Consider the following 14,155-nt stretch of genomic DNA (forward strand, 5'->3'; position numbering starts at 1 on the left):
TTTCGGCGTCAAGGAGTCACCCATGGGGCAGTCTGTCTGGAAACCACTGATATGGGTATTTGCACTCATTATTGTATTCAACTTTGTCTATGGATACTTCGCCCGGCAGACTGCTGAGGGTGGGGTTTCCATTTCGTATAGTCGTTTCAAGGATGAATTGGCCGCCGACAACATCAAGAAAATTAGCCTTAAGGGCAATTCGATCAGCGGAGAGTTCAGGAACAAGGTGCCGTTGACCGATTCGGTTTCCGGAAAGCCCGTTGTTCGGGAGGTCACCCAGTTTACTACAATAAAGCCGGCCATTGAGGACCCAAGCCTCATGGCCGATTTACAAAGCAAGAAGGTGGATGTTACTGCTATTACAACTGAAGTCTCACCCCTCTTGAGCGGACTTCTCTATCTGCTCCCCTGGATTCTCATCATTGGTGTCTGGTGGCTCGCCATGAGGGGGATGCGGGGGCAGAGCCCCGGCGCGATGATGGGGGGATTTGCCAAGTCCGGAGCACAGATGTATACCCCGGGTGAAAAGAGCAGGGTGACGTTCGACGACGTGGCAGGCATGGAAAATGCCAAGTTGGAGTTGAGAGAGATTGTCGACTACTTGCGGGACCCGAAAAAGTTCCAGCAGATTGGGGGAAAGGTGCCGAAGGGGGTTCTGCTGGTCGGCCCTCCCGGAACAGGGAAGACGCTTCTTGCCAGGGCTGTTGCCGGAGAGGCGGGCGTGACGTTTCTCAGTATTACCGCATCGCAGTTCATCGAGATGTTTGTTGGCGTCGGGGCGGGGAGAGTGCGGGACCTCTTTGCCACGGCCAAGAAGTCGGCGCCGAGCATTATATTCATTGACGAGATTGATGCCGTTGGTCGGAGTCGCGGAGCCGGCCTCGGTGGAGGCCATGACGAGCGGGAGCAGACCCTGAATCAGCTTCTCTCGGAGATGGATGGCTTCGATCCCCATGACGAGGTCATCGTCATGGCGGCCACCAACCGCCCCGATGTCCTCGATGCAGCGTTGCTCCGTCCAGGCCGCTTCGACCGGCACGTGGTGATCGATCGGCCCGACTGGCGGGACCGGGAAAAGATACTCCAGGTCCATACCCGTAAGATTCCCATGGACAAAGATGTGTCCCTGGCGGTGATTGCCCGGGGGACGCCGGGGATGACCGGCGCGGACCTGGAGAACCTGGTGAACGAGGCAGCAATACTGGCGGCGCGGGAGAATTCCTCCACAGTTACCATGGATCACCTGGAAAGGGCCAAGGACAAGGTTCTCATGGGTGGGGAGCGGAAGATGTACATCACCGACCAGGAGAAGCGGATTACCGCTTACCACGAAGCGGGCCACACGCTGGTGGCCAAGCTGCTTCCCGGCACCGATCCGGTCCACAAGGTGACGATCATCCCGCGGGGGCAGGCTCTGGGGGTAACGCAGCAGCTCCCCGAGGATGACCGCTACCACTACTCGAAGACGTATCTCGTGAACCGGCTTTCCGTGGCCCTTGGAGGGAGGGTAGCAGAGCGGCTCGTCTTCGGCGATCTCTCGACGGGAGCCCAGAACGATCTCAAGATGGTGAACGATCTGGCGGAGAAGATGGTCTGTCAGTGGGGAATGAGCGACAAGATCGGCGCCATGACCTTCCGGCGCGGCGAGGAACATCCCTTTCTCGGGCGCAAGCTGGCGGAGGAGAAGACCTTTTCCGAGCAGATGGCGTGGCTCATTGATCAGGAAATCGCTGTCGTCATCAAGGAGGCTGAGGCCAAAGCCGAAGAGATCATCACTGGGAATCGGGACAAGCTCGATATTCTCGTAGAGGCCCTCATCGAGGAGGAAACCCTCGACGGAAAGCGGATCAATGGGTTGCTCGGTCTGGCGGAGCGTCAGTAAATAATGATGTAGCCGTGGTCCTGGGCAATTTTGGATATCTCCAGGGTGTCCCTGATCCGGTAGGTCTTTCCTTCCAGGGTGAAGATATAGCCGTCGTCGCCGTCGGGTACGGCACTCTCCATCAGAGTTTCGAAGAGAGCGGTCTTGATGGTTTCCATGGTAGGGGTGCTCCTTGACGGAAATTTTTTCGATGCACCGACTGAAACTGGCTCATGGGACTACCTGCCCGACTCTGTCAAGGTTTACTGTATATAATTGAGAGCCCCGTTGGCAACGCTTTTAACAGAAAGCGAGGTACCAATGTATCACCGGCGAAAAAGCGGCATCCTCCTTCACCCCACATCTCTTCCCGGTCCAGGGGGAATTGGATCCCTCGGCAAGGAGTGCCGACACTTTATCGATTTCCTTGAGGCCGCCGGCCAGAGCCTCTGGCAGATTCTTCCCCTCGGTCCGGCCGCTTACGGCAACTCACCCTACTCATGCTATTCGGCCTTTGCGGGGAATCCACTTCTTATTGATCTTGCTGCCATTGTGGACGAGGGAGACCTGGATGAAAGCGCGCCGGTCCCCGTGTTCCCTGCGGAATACGTCGATTTCGCCCTGGCGGAAAATTACAGAATTCCCCTGCTGAAGGCGGCGTCCGCCCATTTTTACGCCCTTGGCGACCGTGAGCGGAAGGAGGAGTACTGGCATTTCTGCGACACAACCCCCTGGCTCCACGACTACGCCCTCTTCATGGCGCTCAAGGAGCATTTCGGGGGGAAAAGCTGGACCTCCTGGCCCAAGGAGATCGCCCGCAGGGAGTCGGCGGCCTTGGAGAAGTATTCGGTTCGGCTCGGTGTGGCCATTGGAGAGCAGAAGTACGCCCAGTGGCAATTTTACCGTCAATGGCGCCATATCAGGGAGTATGCCAACGGCAAGGGGATCGGCATCGTCGGCGACATCCCAATCTTCGTCGCCTTTGACTCGGCTGACGTCTGGAGCGCGCCCCATCTTTTCAAACTGGACGAGAAGGGAAAGCCGACGGTCGTTGCCGGGGTTCCCCCTGACTACTTCAGTGAGACCGGCCAGCGGTGGGGCAACCCCCTCTACAACTGGGACGCCATGGCCGCCGAGGGATATCGCTGGTGGATCGAGCGGTTCCGCAGCTGTTTCGCCCTGTGCGACATGGTCCGAATCGACCACTTCCGGGGCTTCGAGGCATGCTGGGAGGTGCCGGCCAAGGAGAAGACCGCCGTCAACGGCCAATGGGTCCAGGGGCCGGGGGCTCCCCTTTTCGACGCCGTCATCGGCGCCCTGGGGCAACTCCCCATCATCGCCGAGGATTTGGGAGTGATCACGCCGGAAGTGGAGGAACTCAGGGACCGATACCGTTTCCCCGGCATGAAAATCCTCCAGTTCGCCTTCGATTCCGGTCCGGGGAATCCCTATCTCCCCCACAACTACATCCCTGGCTGCGTGACCTACACCGGTACCCACGACAATGACACCACCGTCGGCTGGTTCAAAACACTTTCCCCCCACAACCGCAAGGGTGTCCTTGCCTACACGGGTACCTCCGGCAAGGAGATTCACTGGGAACTGGTACGGCTTGGCCTTGCGTCGGTAGCCGATCTGGCGATTTTCCCCCTTCAGGATATCCTCGGCCTCGATGGATCCGCCCGGATGAACCTTCCGGGAACCCCCCGCGGCAACTGGTCGTGGCGCTTCACTGCTGGGGCATTGGCGGAGAAGCATGCTGAACGGCTCCACGAATTGACGACGCTCTTTGGGAGAAAGCGGGGAGAATAGCTTTACTCGTGGTATAAATGTTCTTGACAGACGCGGTAGGTATTAACTACATTTTTAGCCACTGTATATAACAATAAAGGTGGGTTATATTTCTTAACCCCGGGAGAAGAGGCATCAATGACCGATACGAAAATAAGCTTCGACACCCTCGCCCTGCACGCCGGCCAGGAACCCGACCCCACAACCCTTTCCCGGGCGGTTCCCATCTACCAGACCGCGTCTTACGCCTTCAAGAGTTCAGAGCATGCAGCCAATCTCTTCGGGCTCAAGGAGTTCGGCAACATCTATACTCGGCTCATGAATCCCACCAGTGACGTGCTGGAAAAGCGCCTTGCCGAACTGGACGGTGGGGTTGGAGCACTTGCCGTCGCCTCGGGCCAGGCGGCCATCACCTACGCCGTGCTCAATATTGCCCAGGCGGGGCAGAACATCGTCTCCACCAGCTATCTCTACGGGGGGACCTACAACCTCTTCCATTACACCCTCCCCAAACTGGGGATTACCGTGAAGTTCGTCGATACCTCCGACCCGGAGAACGTCCGGCGGGCCATCGATGACAAGACCCGCCTCGTCTACACCGAGTCGGTGGGGAACCCCAAGAACAACGTGGACGACTTCGAGGCCATTGCCCGCATCGCCCACGAAGCCGGCATCCCCTTCGTGGTCGACAATACCGTGACCACGTCATACCTGTTCAAGCCCCTGGAGCACGGTGCCGACATCGTTGTCTACTCCCTCACCAAGTTCATTGGCGGCCACGGCACGAGCATCGGCGGCGCAGTGGTGGACGGCGGGAAGTTCCCCTGGAATAACGGCCGGTTCCCCGAGATGACTGAGCCTGATCCCTCCTACCACGGCCTCCGCTACTGGGAAGCCCTCGGGAATCTCTCCTACATCCTCAAGATGAGGATCACGCTCCTGCGCGATATGGGAGCCTGCATCTCTCCGTTCAACTCTTTTCTCTTCCTGCAGGGGCTGGAAACCCTCCCGGTACGGATGGCCCGCCACGTGGAGAACGCCCGGGCGGTTGCTCAATGGCTCGAAAAGCATCCCCTTGTCTCCTGGGTGAATTATCCCGGCCTTGCGAGCCACAAAGACCACGGCAATGCCAGGAAGTACCTGCCGAAGGGGGAAGGCGCCATCATCGGCTTCGGCATCAACGGGGGGCTCGAGGCGGGAAGACGGTTCATCGACAGCGTGAAGCTGCTCTCCCACCTGGCGAACATCGGCGACGCCAAGTCGTTGGTGATCCACCCCGCCTCCACCACCCACCAGCAACTCTCCGAGGAGGAACAGCTGGCGAGCGGCGTCACTCAGGATTATATCCGCCTCTCCATTGGCATTGAGGAGGTGGCTGATATCATTGCCGACATCGACCAGGCATTGGCGGCGTCCCAAGGGTAACTCCATCCACCCTTTGGGGTGTTGAATTGGTCACCGGGAAAAGGGCGATCCTCAAAGATCGCCTTTTTTCATTTGCATCAACCGGGGGGCAGCGGTACACCACTATCATGAACTTTCTCGCTCACCTCCACCTGTCGGGCGACGACCCCGACATCCTCACCGGCAACATGATGGGAGACTTCGTCAAGGGACGCCTCGAAGGGCGTTTCCCCCCTCGCGTTACCCTAGGCCTGGAACTCCACCGCCGGATCGATTCCTTTGCCGCCCGGCATCCCGCCTTTCAGGCCAGCCGACGGCGGATCGAACCGCGTTTCGGCCTCTACCGCGGGGTGATGGTCGACCTCTTCTACGATCACTTCCTTGCTGCCAACTGGCGACAGTACTCGGCAGAACCCATCGAGGCATTCATCGCCTGCTCCGAGGCCGTGGTGCGGAGCCGTGCCGTGCACCTGCCCGAACGCCTGGTGCGGGTCGTCCCTGCTATCTTCGGCGAGTGGCTCCCCTCTTACGCCGAGCATGAGGGCATAGACCGGGTTCTCCGCCGGATGGCGGTGCGGGTTGGGAGACCGAACCCCCTGGCTGACGGCGCCGATGAGCTCCTGCGCTGCTATGACGGATTGCGGGATGATTTTAGCCGGTTTTATCCGGCGCTCATGACCTTTTCGGAAGAGTTCATCGGTAAGGTTGATCGGTAGATGGATAAAAAAGGGACACCACGCGATATCCGCGGATGTCCCTTGTAATGTTGAGATTTTGGCCCAATCCCTAGCGTTTGTACCCTATGGCACGCAGGAAATCGCGTCGTTTCTGCCGGTCATCGTCTGACTCGACCCCTTTGGGAGGGAATCCGTCAATGACGCCGAGCACCCCCGACCCCTGGGCCGTTGAGGCGACTATCACCTGGAGAGGGTTGGCTGTTGCGCAGTAGATACCGCACACTTCGGGGCAGTTCTTGATCTGGTTCAGGATGTTGATGGGATAGGCGTCGCGCAGCAGGATGCAGAAAACGTGGCCCGCTCCGATTGCCTGGAGGTTGCGCACGCAGGCCTGGGTCAATTCATCGTCGTTACCCTCGGTGCGGATGAGGCACGGCCCCGACGCTTCAGTAAAGGCGATGCCGAACCGCGCCAGGGAGACAGTGGTGGCGATAATCTCGTACAGGTCCTCGGCGGTCTTGATAAAGTGAGTTTGGCCGAGGATGAGGTTGCAGTCGTCGGGAATGTCGATTGCGATGGCGTTGATTTCAAGGCTCATGGGTCATTCCCCTCTGGTAGAGGGATAGACGGTTACTCTTTCTCGCCGGGCCAACTGTGCATGCAGTAAGGGCACTGCTCAACGTCGGTGGGGATGGTATCCCGCAGTTGCTCCTTCTCGCGCTGTACGGTGCACCTTTTCGACACGGGAAAGGTGTGGATGGTTTTTTCTTTCACGAAGTAGAGCATGCCAGTCTCCTCCTCTGTGGGATTCAATGCCGCTAACGGCCCGATAACTATAAACGCGCTTGGTGTTCCCTGTCAACCCGCGGGCATGACACCCGGCAAAGGGAAGCACGGAAAAAGCCTCGGAATTGCTTCCGGGGCTTTGGTTATGCGGTACTTCGTCGAGGCTCTTTTTTCCAATCCGTCGGTGGAAATATCGCGAACCTTTCCGCCATGCTCCTTGCAGGGCCATGACGGATGGTATCCGTTCCGTTTCCCCTTTTTCAAGAGGTTTCACGCTCCTGGCGGATGGAATTCAGCACTGCGTATTCCGCGTCGCTTCACGAAGCACCGTAGCTGTCAAAGATCACTTCTTTCATAATCAGTATAGTAATCCTTGGGGGGAATGTCAAAGTAGTCCCCCTTGGAAATCGGCCACAGACGCGGCCTTCGAGTGGGTCAAAATCTATGGAATTTTCTACGATATCGTGAGGTTTCTTGCACCGGCAAGCTCTCCGCGGTAGGATACAGAAACGTCTGAGACATATCGACGAGCCGATGGCCATTCTACCATGAGGTCACCATGACAACTCCCGAGCGCCGCTCGATCCTCTGCCCAAACTGCGGCAGGCTCATCAGTCGCGACGAGCCTTCTTGCCCCTGGTGCGGCACCTCCCATCCCGGTTCGTGGCTGAAGAACAACCCCCTCACCCGGAGCGTGGGGAGCGCCGACCGGCTCGTCACCATCATCATCACGGTTAACATGGTGATGTACCTGGTGTCGCTGCTGATCAGCAATCACTCTCCCGGTCACGGGGGACTCTTCTCTGCGCTCTCGCCCGATCAGGGGAGCCTCTTGGCCCTGGGGGCCACTGGCGTTGTCCCCATTGATCGCTACGACCGTTCCTGGTCGCTCCTGTCCGCCAACTACCTCCATGGGGGGCCGCTCCACATCTTCTTCAACATGATGGCCCTGCGCCAGCTTCTGCCGTTGGTGGCCCAGGAGTACGGCACCTCGCGGATGCTCACCATCTATACCCTCGGAGGAGTTTGCGGCTACGTGCTGTCATACCTGGCGGGGGTCGGCTACACCATCGGCGCTTCAGCGGCCCTCTGCGGCCTCATTGGCTCCCTGCTTTACTACGGCAAGAGCCGGGGCGGGGTCTACGGGCAGGCGGTCTTCAAGGAAGTATGGGGTTGGGTGGTGGGGCTTTTCTTCTTCGGCCTCATCGTGCCAGGGATCAATAACTGGGGGCACGGCGGCGGCGTTGTGGGGGGGATCGTCCTGGGGTTCCTGCTTGGCTACCGGGAGCGGCGGGCTGAGAATCTCTTCCACAAGTTCCTGGCCGGAGGGTGCATCCTGGCGACGGCCGTAGCGCTCGCTCTGGGGCTCCTTTCGGCCTTTGTCACGTTTGCGGGGAGATCTTTGCACTGAATCGTGCGTGTTCCTTACCCCCCGTAGCTGTCATTCCGTCAATTCACTAACCGCCACTGCCGGGCATCGAGAAACTCCTCCAGTTCCCGGCGTCCGGCGGTGAAGTCTTCCAGTGACACGATTGCGTCCTCGGTCCATTCCCGCGTCTTGTAGTAGAGCTTGTCATAATAGTGCCGGATGAGCCCTTCCATAAAGGGAGTCAGCTCCCATCGCTCCAGATACCCTGAAATCTCTTCGAATTTGTCGCCACCCAGCTTCTTGCGGATACGCTCCAGTGCCTCAGACATCCCCTGGCGATATTCGGGGAGGCCATATTCTTCGATGAGACGCTCCACCCGCGTTTCCACCGTGGCATTGCACCAGACCTTCACGCTCTCCCGCATCACATCGTAGAGGTTTCCCGGCAGGTTGATCCTGCCGATCCGCTTGCTTTCTCCCTCCAGGAGGATCGGCCTGTCGGTCGGGAGTTTCCGGAAGGCATCCCAGAGAAGGGTTTCAAACCGTTTCTGGGAGAGGTCCTGGGAGAGCCCCAGGGAGCCGAAGGCCGAACCCCGGTGGCAGGCAAGCCCTTCCAGGTCGATAACGGAGTGGCCCGCCTCGGCCAGTTGGAGGAGAAAGGTGGTCTTCCCGACGCCTGTCATGCCGTGGAGCACCACAAGGGGGGCAGGGGGGTGGAAGGACTCGAAATACTCCGTCACCATGGTGCGGAACCCCTTGTAGCCTCCCACGAGTTGGACGGCGTCGAAGCCGGTGAGGTCGAGGATTGCGGTAATGGTCTTACTCCTCAGCCCACCGCGCCAGCAGTAGACGAGGATGGTACGTCCCGCAGCGGCTGTGGCGATTTTCTCCACCATGGCCGGGAAGCGGTGGGCGGTCAGCTCCAGCCCGCGGCGCCTGGCCTCCAGGGGGCCGGTCTGCTTGTAGAGGGTGCCGATTTCTACCCGTTCCTCGTTTGTGAGGAGCGGCACGTTGATGGCGCCGGGGATGTGATCCTCCTCAAATTCGAGGGGGGTCCGGGCATCGACCACCAGATGGGTGTCGAGGAGTGATTCATGGAATGAAATGGTTCTGGTCACGGAAATCTCCTTGTAAAGCAGGTTATTATACGGGGGAAGGCAGAGCTTTGGCAAGGGGCGGAGTGCCTGTAGTGCGGCAGATGGGGCGGTACGCCCCCGGATGAAGGTTCTTTGCTGTCGGGAGAGGTGCCGGCCTCCGTCACTTCATTCGAACCGGGAAAACCTGATCACATCCTTGTGGAGGGAGAGAGGCGGAATAGGCGGGAAACGTTGATTATTCCTTGCCTTAGTCCCGGCTAACATGCTATAAAATGCCGTTTTTGTCTGCCGAATAAATTTCACTAAAACTGAAGGAGGATATGAATGGCACCGTACTCCGCAGATTTCGAGAAGGCCCTCCAGGTGGGCCGCCCACCCAACATTCAGAAGCTTTTCCCCAACTCCAAGGCCCTCATCGTGAGCGGCAAGGTGGTGGACCGGGCCATGCTCGTCAAGGGAAAGGCCATAGCCATGGCCGCCAACGGCCGGAATTACTTCGTGATCCGCGGCGCTCTCATGGCGGCCCAGCGGGCCAACTGCCCCATCATCATCGAAATCGCCAAGTCGGAAGGTGGCCAGAAGGCATACTGCGCGGTCAACTACTGGAACATGGCCCGCATCGTGGATGCCCTCTGCAACGAACTCGGCATCACCGTGCCGGTCGCCATTCATGCCGACCACTACGGCATCAAGAACGACAAGGATCTGGCCGCCGCCAAGGTGGAGATCCCTACCATGTTCGAGGCGGGGATCACCTCTATCGCCATTGACGCCTCCCATCTTCCCGATGACCAGAACCTCCTGGCCAACCTTGACATCAATCCCTTCATCCCGGCGTGGGCAGGTCTCGAGACCGAGGTGGGGGAGATCAAGGGGAACCAGGGGCTTTCCACGGTGGACGAGGCGAAGTTCCTGATCCAGGGGCTCAACGCCCATGGAATCCATCCCGACTGGATCGCCCTCAACAACGGCACCACCCACGGCCTCGAGGCATCCGCCGCCGGTATCCAGGTGGAGCTCACCGCCGGCATCCACAAGGCCCTTGAGCCTTACAAGGTAAACGGCGCCCAACACGGCACCTCTGGCAACAGCTCCGAGCGGCTCCGCGAGATTGCTAACCAGACCGCCACCACCAAGGCCAACGTGGCCACGGCCCTTCAGATGATCTCCTGGGGCCTGGAGGTGAACGACTACGGCAATGCCCAGCTTGACGCCAACGGGAACTTCATCAAGGTAAAGGGTGAGGGGATGACCGAGGAACTCTGGGCCGAGATCGTGGCCTACGCTGATTCGAAGGGGTGGAAGAAGGGTGATTACAAGAACCTGAACCTCCCCTTCGAGAACAAGCTCCTGGCCCAGCCGAAGGAGATCCGCGACCGGATGGCCAAGCGGGTCGAGGATTTCGCCTACAAGATGATGACCGAGGTCTTCAACGGGAAAGACACCGCACCCCTTGCCATCGAGGCGATCCTCAAGGCTGGTACTTACGATGTCGGGTCGAAGGGTAGCCTCATCGAGGACAAGTCCCGCTGGACCAAGGAGCAGATCGTGGAGCGGGCCAAAACGATTGTGAGCGACAAGGGCCCCGAAGGGAACTTCGAAGATTAGACAGTTGTTGACAGGTTGGTGGAAGGGGGGCGAAGGCCCCCTTTTCCGTATCCGGCGATCGCATGGACGCGAGCCATCGTCTTGTTGAGATCGCAACCAAAGATGTGAAGGATTAGTTGATCTACCTATGGATACTTCCTCCCTTGCTGGACTCCACCGCTGGTTTGCCGATTACTGCCGCACATTTCACAACGATAACGAGGAGCACAACCGGAACATCCGCCTCAAGGAGGAGCACACCGCAAAGGTCTGCGCGGTCATGGAGGTTCTCTCCGATTCCCTGGCTCTTTCTCCGGAAGACCGCCGCATTGCCGTTGCGGTAGCGCTGTTCCACGACATCGGACGGTTCGAGCAATACCGCCGCTTCCGTACCTTCAAGGATAGCTCTTCGGTTAATCACGCTGAACTCGGGGGGCGGGTTCTGGCTGAGGGAAAGGTGCTGGCGGGGCTTCCCGAGGAGGAGCAGCGTCTCATCATTGGCGCGGTCGGTCTCCACAACGTCTTCCGGATTCCCGCGATGCTGGGTGATCGGCAGCGGCTCTTCCTCCGGCTGATCCGCGATGCCGACAAGCTCGACATATGGCGGGTCTTTATCGAGTTCTATGGCCAGCCGGCAGAAGAACGGGCATCGGCGGTGAGCCTCGGTTTCCCCGATATTCCCGAGTATACCCCGGCGGTGCTCGACACGCTCCTGCGGGGCGGGATGGTAGACCTTGCCAAGCTTCGAACCCTGAACGACTTCAAACTCCTCCAACTCTCCTGGGTGTTTGATCTCAATTTCCCCTGCTCCCGGGAACTGGTACGGGAACGGGGCTACGTGGAACTTCTTGCTGACACCCTTCCCCGTACGAAAGATGTGGGACGTGCGATCGGAGTTGTCAGAGCGGCGCTTTGCGCACGGGACAGTGAAGTTTGAAGGAGACAATGAAGACGATGGTTCCCCTGAAAGAGGTAGAGAATAAAGGCACCCCTGAAGGGATGGTGGAGGCAGTCCGGACGCCGGGCGTCTGGTGGGTCGTCATCCTCTGCGTTGCCTGGGTCGTGCCGGGACTCGTGGGACATGACCCCTGGAAGGCCGACGAACCCTATACTTTTGGGCTGGTTAACCATATCCTCCGGACGGGCGATTGGGTTGTGCCGACCCTGGCGGGGGAGCCGTTTCTCGAGAAACCGCCCCTCTTCTTCATCACCGCTGCCGGTTTCGCCCGGCTCTTCTCACCTCTTGTGCCGCTCCATGATGCGGCGCGCCTTGCTGCTGGCTTCTATACCCTTGTTGCACTCCTCTTTGCGGGCCTTTCCGGCCGCGAGTTGTTCGGCAAGGGGAAGGGACGGATCGCGGCGCTTCTTGTCCTTGGATGCATCGGTCTGCAGCCGACGGCTCACAAGCTCATTACCGACACGGCTCTCTTCGCCGGTTTTTCGGTGGCTTTGTACGGATTGGCACTTTGTCGCCGGCACCATCTGGTCGGCGGATTTCTTCTCGGCACCGGCACCGGCATGGGGTTCATGGCCAAGGGGCTCCTCGCACCGGGGCTTCTCGGGCTGATTGCCATGGTCCTCCCCCTGGCTGCAAGGGAGTGGCGAAACCGTTGGTACGCCGCGACTCTCACGGTTGCGTTGGTTGCGGTTGTGCCGTGGTTCGTGGTCTGGCCCTACGCCCTCTATCTCAAGGCACCACACCTCTTCGAGGAGTGGTTGTGGGTCCAAAACTTCGGGCGGTTTTTGGGACACAACGATCTTGGTCCCAAGAATAAGCCCGGTTTCTATCTCTATACCCTGCCGTGGTACGCCTGGCCGGCGCTTCCCCTGGCCATTCTGGCCATAGGGAAGGAGCGGCCGTGGCGCCGGAACAGTTCTCCTCTCCTCCTTCCGTTGACAGCATTCGTTGTTATGCTGGCAGTTTTGAGCCTCTCCCGCGACGCGCGAGGCCTCTACGCCCTTCCGATGCTCCTGCCGCTTGCGCTTCTGGCGGTGCGAGGGGAGGAGCTGCTGAACGGGCGCCTCGCCAAGGGGCTGAACAGGGCAGCAGTTGTCATCCCTGCGGTGGCGGCTCTGCTTCTTTGGGGCGGTTGGCTCGCCATGACTACGGGGGGGCCTGCCGTGGTCTCAGGCGCGATCCTGCGCCGGCATCCCCACGATCCGGTGGTCAGGCCGTTCCTGGTGATAACGACACTGCTCTATACGGTGGCATGGGGGGTGGCAGTCTGGCGATGCAGGCGTATTGGGCACCGTTTTAGCGTCGTTTGGGGGGCGGGAATGGTTATGGCGTGGGGAGTTGCCATGACACTGTGGCTCCCCTGGCAGGATGCGGGGAGGAGCTATCGCGGCGTGGCTGCGTCGCTTGTCAGGGTGCTGCCGCCCCATGCCTGTATCTCCAGCAGGGGACTTGGCGAATCGGAGCGGGCGATGTTCGAATATCTGGCTGGCATCGTCACAAAACGTGTGGAAGTTGAAACGCCGGTGGGGTGTACGTTACACCTCGACCAGTTGAGGAATGAGCCGAAGGATATCCCCCCCTCAGCGGGATGGGAAAAGGTATGGGAGGGGAGACGACCGGGAAACGACGATGAGCGGTTTGTCCTCTGGCGGCGCGCTGATATCCCGGGTCGGGCCGGCTCAGTGCCGGGACATGAGCCGTCCCATTCCAGCCAGGGCTCCGCTGGCGAAGGCTGCACACCAAAGGGAGTAAATGGTGAGGCTCACCCGGTGAAAAGTGCGGTTGACCCGCTCAGCCCGGCGGGCGAGTGAAGCGGCGAGGGCCAGGAGAAAGTGGAACCCCATCCCTGCCAGCGACAGGATGCCGGTCAGATTGTGCCACTCGGGGGCCTTGCCGAAGGCCTTGGCGTAAAGGCTCATCTGGTGGGTGCCAAGGTAGTCGAAGAGAAGCCCGATGCCGAACACGATGAGGTGCTTGCGGTGAAGCCCCTCCCTCCTGCCGTTGAATACGGCGTACGTATAGAAGAGAAGCGCCAGGTTCATGTAGATGATGCCGATCTTCAGCATCCTTCGAGCCTCCCGGTCTGGCGGAGTGCCTCGTAAAGAACGATTCCCGCCGAGGTGGAGAGGTTGAGGCTGCGGACCTTGCCGAAAATGGGGATCCGCACGGTGTTTTCCCGATTGGCCTCGATAAGCTCCTCAGGCAGCCCCACCGTCTCCTTCCCGAAAACGATGAAGTCCCCCTCCTTGAACGCCGCTTCGACGTGTGTTTTTGCCGCTTTCTTGCTCGTATAGATGAACCGGCCCTCCGGATAGGCGTGCTGAAGCGCCGCAAGGTCGTCCCAGTAGTGGATCTCCACCTCGCTCCAGTAGTCGAGCCCCGCCCGCTTGAGATAGCGGTCGTCAGTGGAAAAGCCCAGTTTCCCCACCAGGTGAAGCACGGTGCCGGTTGCGCCGCAGAGGCGGGCGATGTTGCCGGTATTAGGGGGGATTTCCGGCTCGATGAGGACGATGTGGAATGGTGGTTTTTCGGCCATCTTCTTTCCTTCTGATTGCTTGTCGTATACGGGTGACGGTGGTCGCCGGTCTTGCATTTTCCGGTCGACGGGTCTATTATTAACGCTTC

Annotated in this window: 13 protein-coding genes and 1 pseudogene; 8 read left to right on the forward strand and 6 right to left on the reverse strand. The window is 59.5% G+C overall.

Translation table 11 applies throughout. From position 1 onward, the window contains the following. Positions 1 to 22: 22 nt before the first annotated feature. Positions 23 to 1,882 (forward strand): ATP-dependent zinc metalloprotease FtsH, encoded by a 1,860-nt coding sequence (ftsH, locus tag KJB29_RS11805; protein ID WP_215734752.1) that lies wholly within the window; start codon positions 23 to 25, stop codon positions 1,880 to 1,882. On the opposite strand, the gene KJB29_RS11810 is transcribed toward ftsH, so the two are convergent. Beyond that, positions 1,876 to 2,040, reverse strand: a complete 165-nt coding sequence (locus tag KJB29_RS11810) for a hypothetical protein (protein ID WP_215734753.1) — start codon at positions 2,038 to 2,040, stop codon at positions 1,876 to 1,878. The genes ftsH and KJB29_RS11810 overlap by 7 nt on opposite strands. A 142-nt stretch (positions 2,041 to 2,182) precedes the next feature. Between KJB29_RS11810 and malQ the strand changes: the two genes are divergently transcribed. From malQ to KJB29_RS11825, 3 genes are all read left to right on the forward strand, one after another. Continuing rightward, positions 2,183 to 3,673 (forward strand): 4-alpha-glucanotransferase, encoded by a 1,491-nt coding sequence (malQ, locus tag KJB29_RS11815; protein ID WP_215734754.1) that lies wholly within the window; start codon positions 2,183 to 2,185, stop codon positions 3,671 to 3,673. A 117-nt stretch (positions 3,674 to 3,790) separates the two neighbouring features. Continuing rightward, a complete protein-coding gene (locus tag KJB29_RS11820; RefSeq protein ID WP_215734755.1) occupies positions 3,791 to 5,077 on the forward strand; it encodes a homocysteine synthase in 1,287 nt (428 codons plus the stop codon). Between the two features lie 107 nt (positions 5,078 to 5,184). Beyond that, on the forward strand, positions 5,185 to 5,772 hold the full coding sequence (locus tag KJB29_RS11825) for an acyl carrier protein phosphodiesterase (protein WP_215734756.1): 588 nt from the start codon (positions 5,185 to 5,187) through the stop codon (positions 5,770 to 5,772). 70 nt (positions 5,773 to 5,842) lie between these two features. Here the strand turns inward: KJB29_RS11825 and KJB29_RS11830 are convergent, their stop codons facing one another. Together KJB29_RS11830 and KJB29_RS11835 are read right to left on the reverse strand one after the other, a co-directional pair. After that, positions 5,843 to 6,331, reverse strand: a complete 489-nt coding sequence (locus KJB29_RS11830) for an adenosine-specific kinase (RefSeq protein ID WP_215734757.1) — start codon at positions 6,329 to 6,331, stop codon at positions 5,843 to 5,845. A 32-nt stretch (positions 6,332 to 6,363) separates the two neighbouring features. Continuing rightward, complete coding sequence (locus KJB29_RS11835; RefSeq protein WP_004514771.1) at positions 6,364 to 6,519, reverse strand: hypothetical protein; 156 nt, start codon at positions 6,517 to 6,519, stop codon at positions 6,364 to 6,366. Between the two features lie 559 nt (positions 6,520 to 7,078). Here KJB29_RS11835 and KJB29_RS11840 point away from each other — a divergent pair. Further along, on the forward strand, positions 7,079 to 7,930 hold the full coding sequence (locus KJB29_RS11840) for a rhomboid family intramembrane serine protease (RefSeq protein WP_215734758.1): 852 nt from the start codon (positions 7,079 to 7,081) through the stop codon (positions 7,928 to 7,930). A gap of 38 nt (positions 7,931 to 7,968) precedes the next feature. Here KJB29_RS11840 and mnmH read toward each other — a convergent pair whose 3' ends face one another. Continuing rightward, complete coding sequence (gene mnmH / locus KJB29_RS11845) at positions 7,969 to 9,006, reverse strand: tRNA 2-selenouridine(34) synthase MnmH (protein WP_215734759.1); 1,038 nt, start codon at positions 9,004 to 9,006, stop codon at positions 7,969 to 7,971. 303 nt (positions 9,007 to 9,309) lie between these two features. Between mnmH and KJB29_RS11850 the strand changes: the two genes are divergently transcribed. From KJB29_RS11850 to KJB29_RS19850, 3 genes and pseudogenes are all read left to right on the forward strand, one after another. Next, positions 9,310 to 10,593, forward strand: coding sequence for a class II fructose-bisphosphate aldolase (locus KJB29_RS11850; protein WP_215734760.1), 1,284 nt, complete (start codon positions 9,310 to 9,312; stop codon positions 10,591 to 10,593). Positions 10,594 to 10,720: 127 nt separating this feature from the next. After that, positions 10,721 to 11,509 (forward strand): HD domain-containing protein, encoded by a 789-nt coding sequence (locus tag KJB29_RS11855; RefSeq protein ID WP_215734761.1) that lies wholly within the window; start codon positions 10,721 to 10,723, stop codon positions 11,507 to 11,509. A gap of 62 nt (positions 11,510 to 11,571) precedes the next feature. Next, a pseudogene (locus KJB29_RS19850) lies at positions 11,572 to 12,222 on the forward strand (ArnT family glycosyltransferase); the annotation flags it as partial. 987 nt (positions 12,223 to 13,209) lie between these two features. On the opposite strand, the gene KJB29_RS11865 reads toward KJB29_RS19850, so the two are convergent. Next, complete coding sequence (locus tag KJB29_RS11865) at positions 13,210 to 13,596, reverse strand: HsmA family protein (RefSeq protein ID WP_215734762.1); 387 nt, start codon at positions 13,594 to 13,596, stop codon at positions 13,210 to 13,212. Continuing rightward, a complete protein-coding gene (locus KJB29_RS11870) occupies positions 13,590 to 14,066 on the reverse strand; it encodes a tRNA (cytidine(34)-2'-O)-methyltransferase (protein ID WP_215734763.1) in 477 nt (158 codons plus the stop codon). The genes KJB29_RS11865 and KJB29_RS11870 overlap by 7 nt, the downstream gene beginning before the upstream one ends. Positions 14,067 to 14,155: the final 89 nt, after the last annotated feature.

It is taken from the genome of Geobacter grbiciae (assembly GCF_018531165.1).
Lineage (GTDB): Bacteria > Desulfobacterota > Desulfuromonadia > Geobacterales > Geobacteraceae > Geobacter > Geobacter metallireducens.

Coding starts and splice junctions, on each gene's coding strand:
- ftsH (WP_215734752.1), top strand. CDS start 23: ATGGGGCAGTCTGTCTGGAAACCACTGATATGGGTATTTGCACTCATT.
- KJB29_RS11820 (WP_215734755.1), top strand. CDS start 3,791: ATGACCGATACGAAAATAAGCTTCGACACCCTCGCCCTGCACGCCGGC.
- KJB29_RS11835 (WP_004514771.1), bottom strand. CDS start 6,519: ATGCTCTACTTCGTGAAAGAAAAAACCATCCACACCTTTCCCGTGTCG.
- KJB29_RS11825 (WP_215734756.1), top strand. CDS start 5,185: ATGAACTTTCTCGCTCACCTCCACCTGTCGGGCGACGACCCCGACATC.
- KJB29_RS11870 (WP_215734763.1), bottom strand. CDS start 14,066: ATGGCCGAAAAACCACCATTCCACATCGTCCTCATCGAGCCGGAAATC.
- KJB29_RS11830 (WP_215734757.1), bottom strand. CDS start 6,331: ATGAGCCTTGAAATCAACGCCATCGCAATCGACATTCCCGACGACTGC.
- malQ (WP_215734754.1), top strand. CDS start 2,183: ATGTATCACCGGCGAAAAAGCGGCATCCTCCTTCACCCCACATCTCTT.
- KJB29_RS11850 (WP_215734760.1), top strand. CDS start 9,310: ATGGCACCGTACTCCGCAGATTTCGAGAAGGCCCTCCAGGTGGGCCGC.
- KJB29_RS11865 (WP_215734762.1), bottom strand. CDS start 13,596: ATGCTGAAGATCGGCATCATCTACATGAACCTGGCGCTTCTCTTCTAT.
- KJB29_RS11840 (WP_215734758.1), top strand. CDS start 7,079: ATGACAACTCCCGAGCGCCGCTCGATCCTCTGCCCAAACTGCGGCAGG.
- KJB29_RS11810 (WP_215734753.1), bottom strand. CDS start 2,040: ATGGAAACCATCAAGACCGCTCTCTTCGAAACTCTGATGGAGAGTGCC.
- KJB29_RS11855 (WP_215734761.1), top strand. CDS start 10,721: ATGGATACTTCCTCCCTTGCTGGACTCCACCGCTGGTTTGCCGATTAC.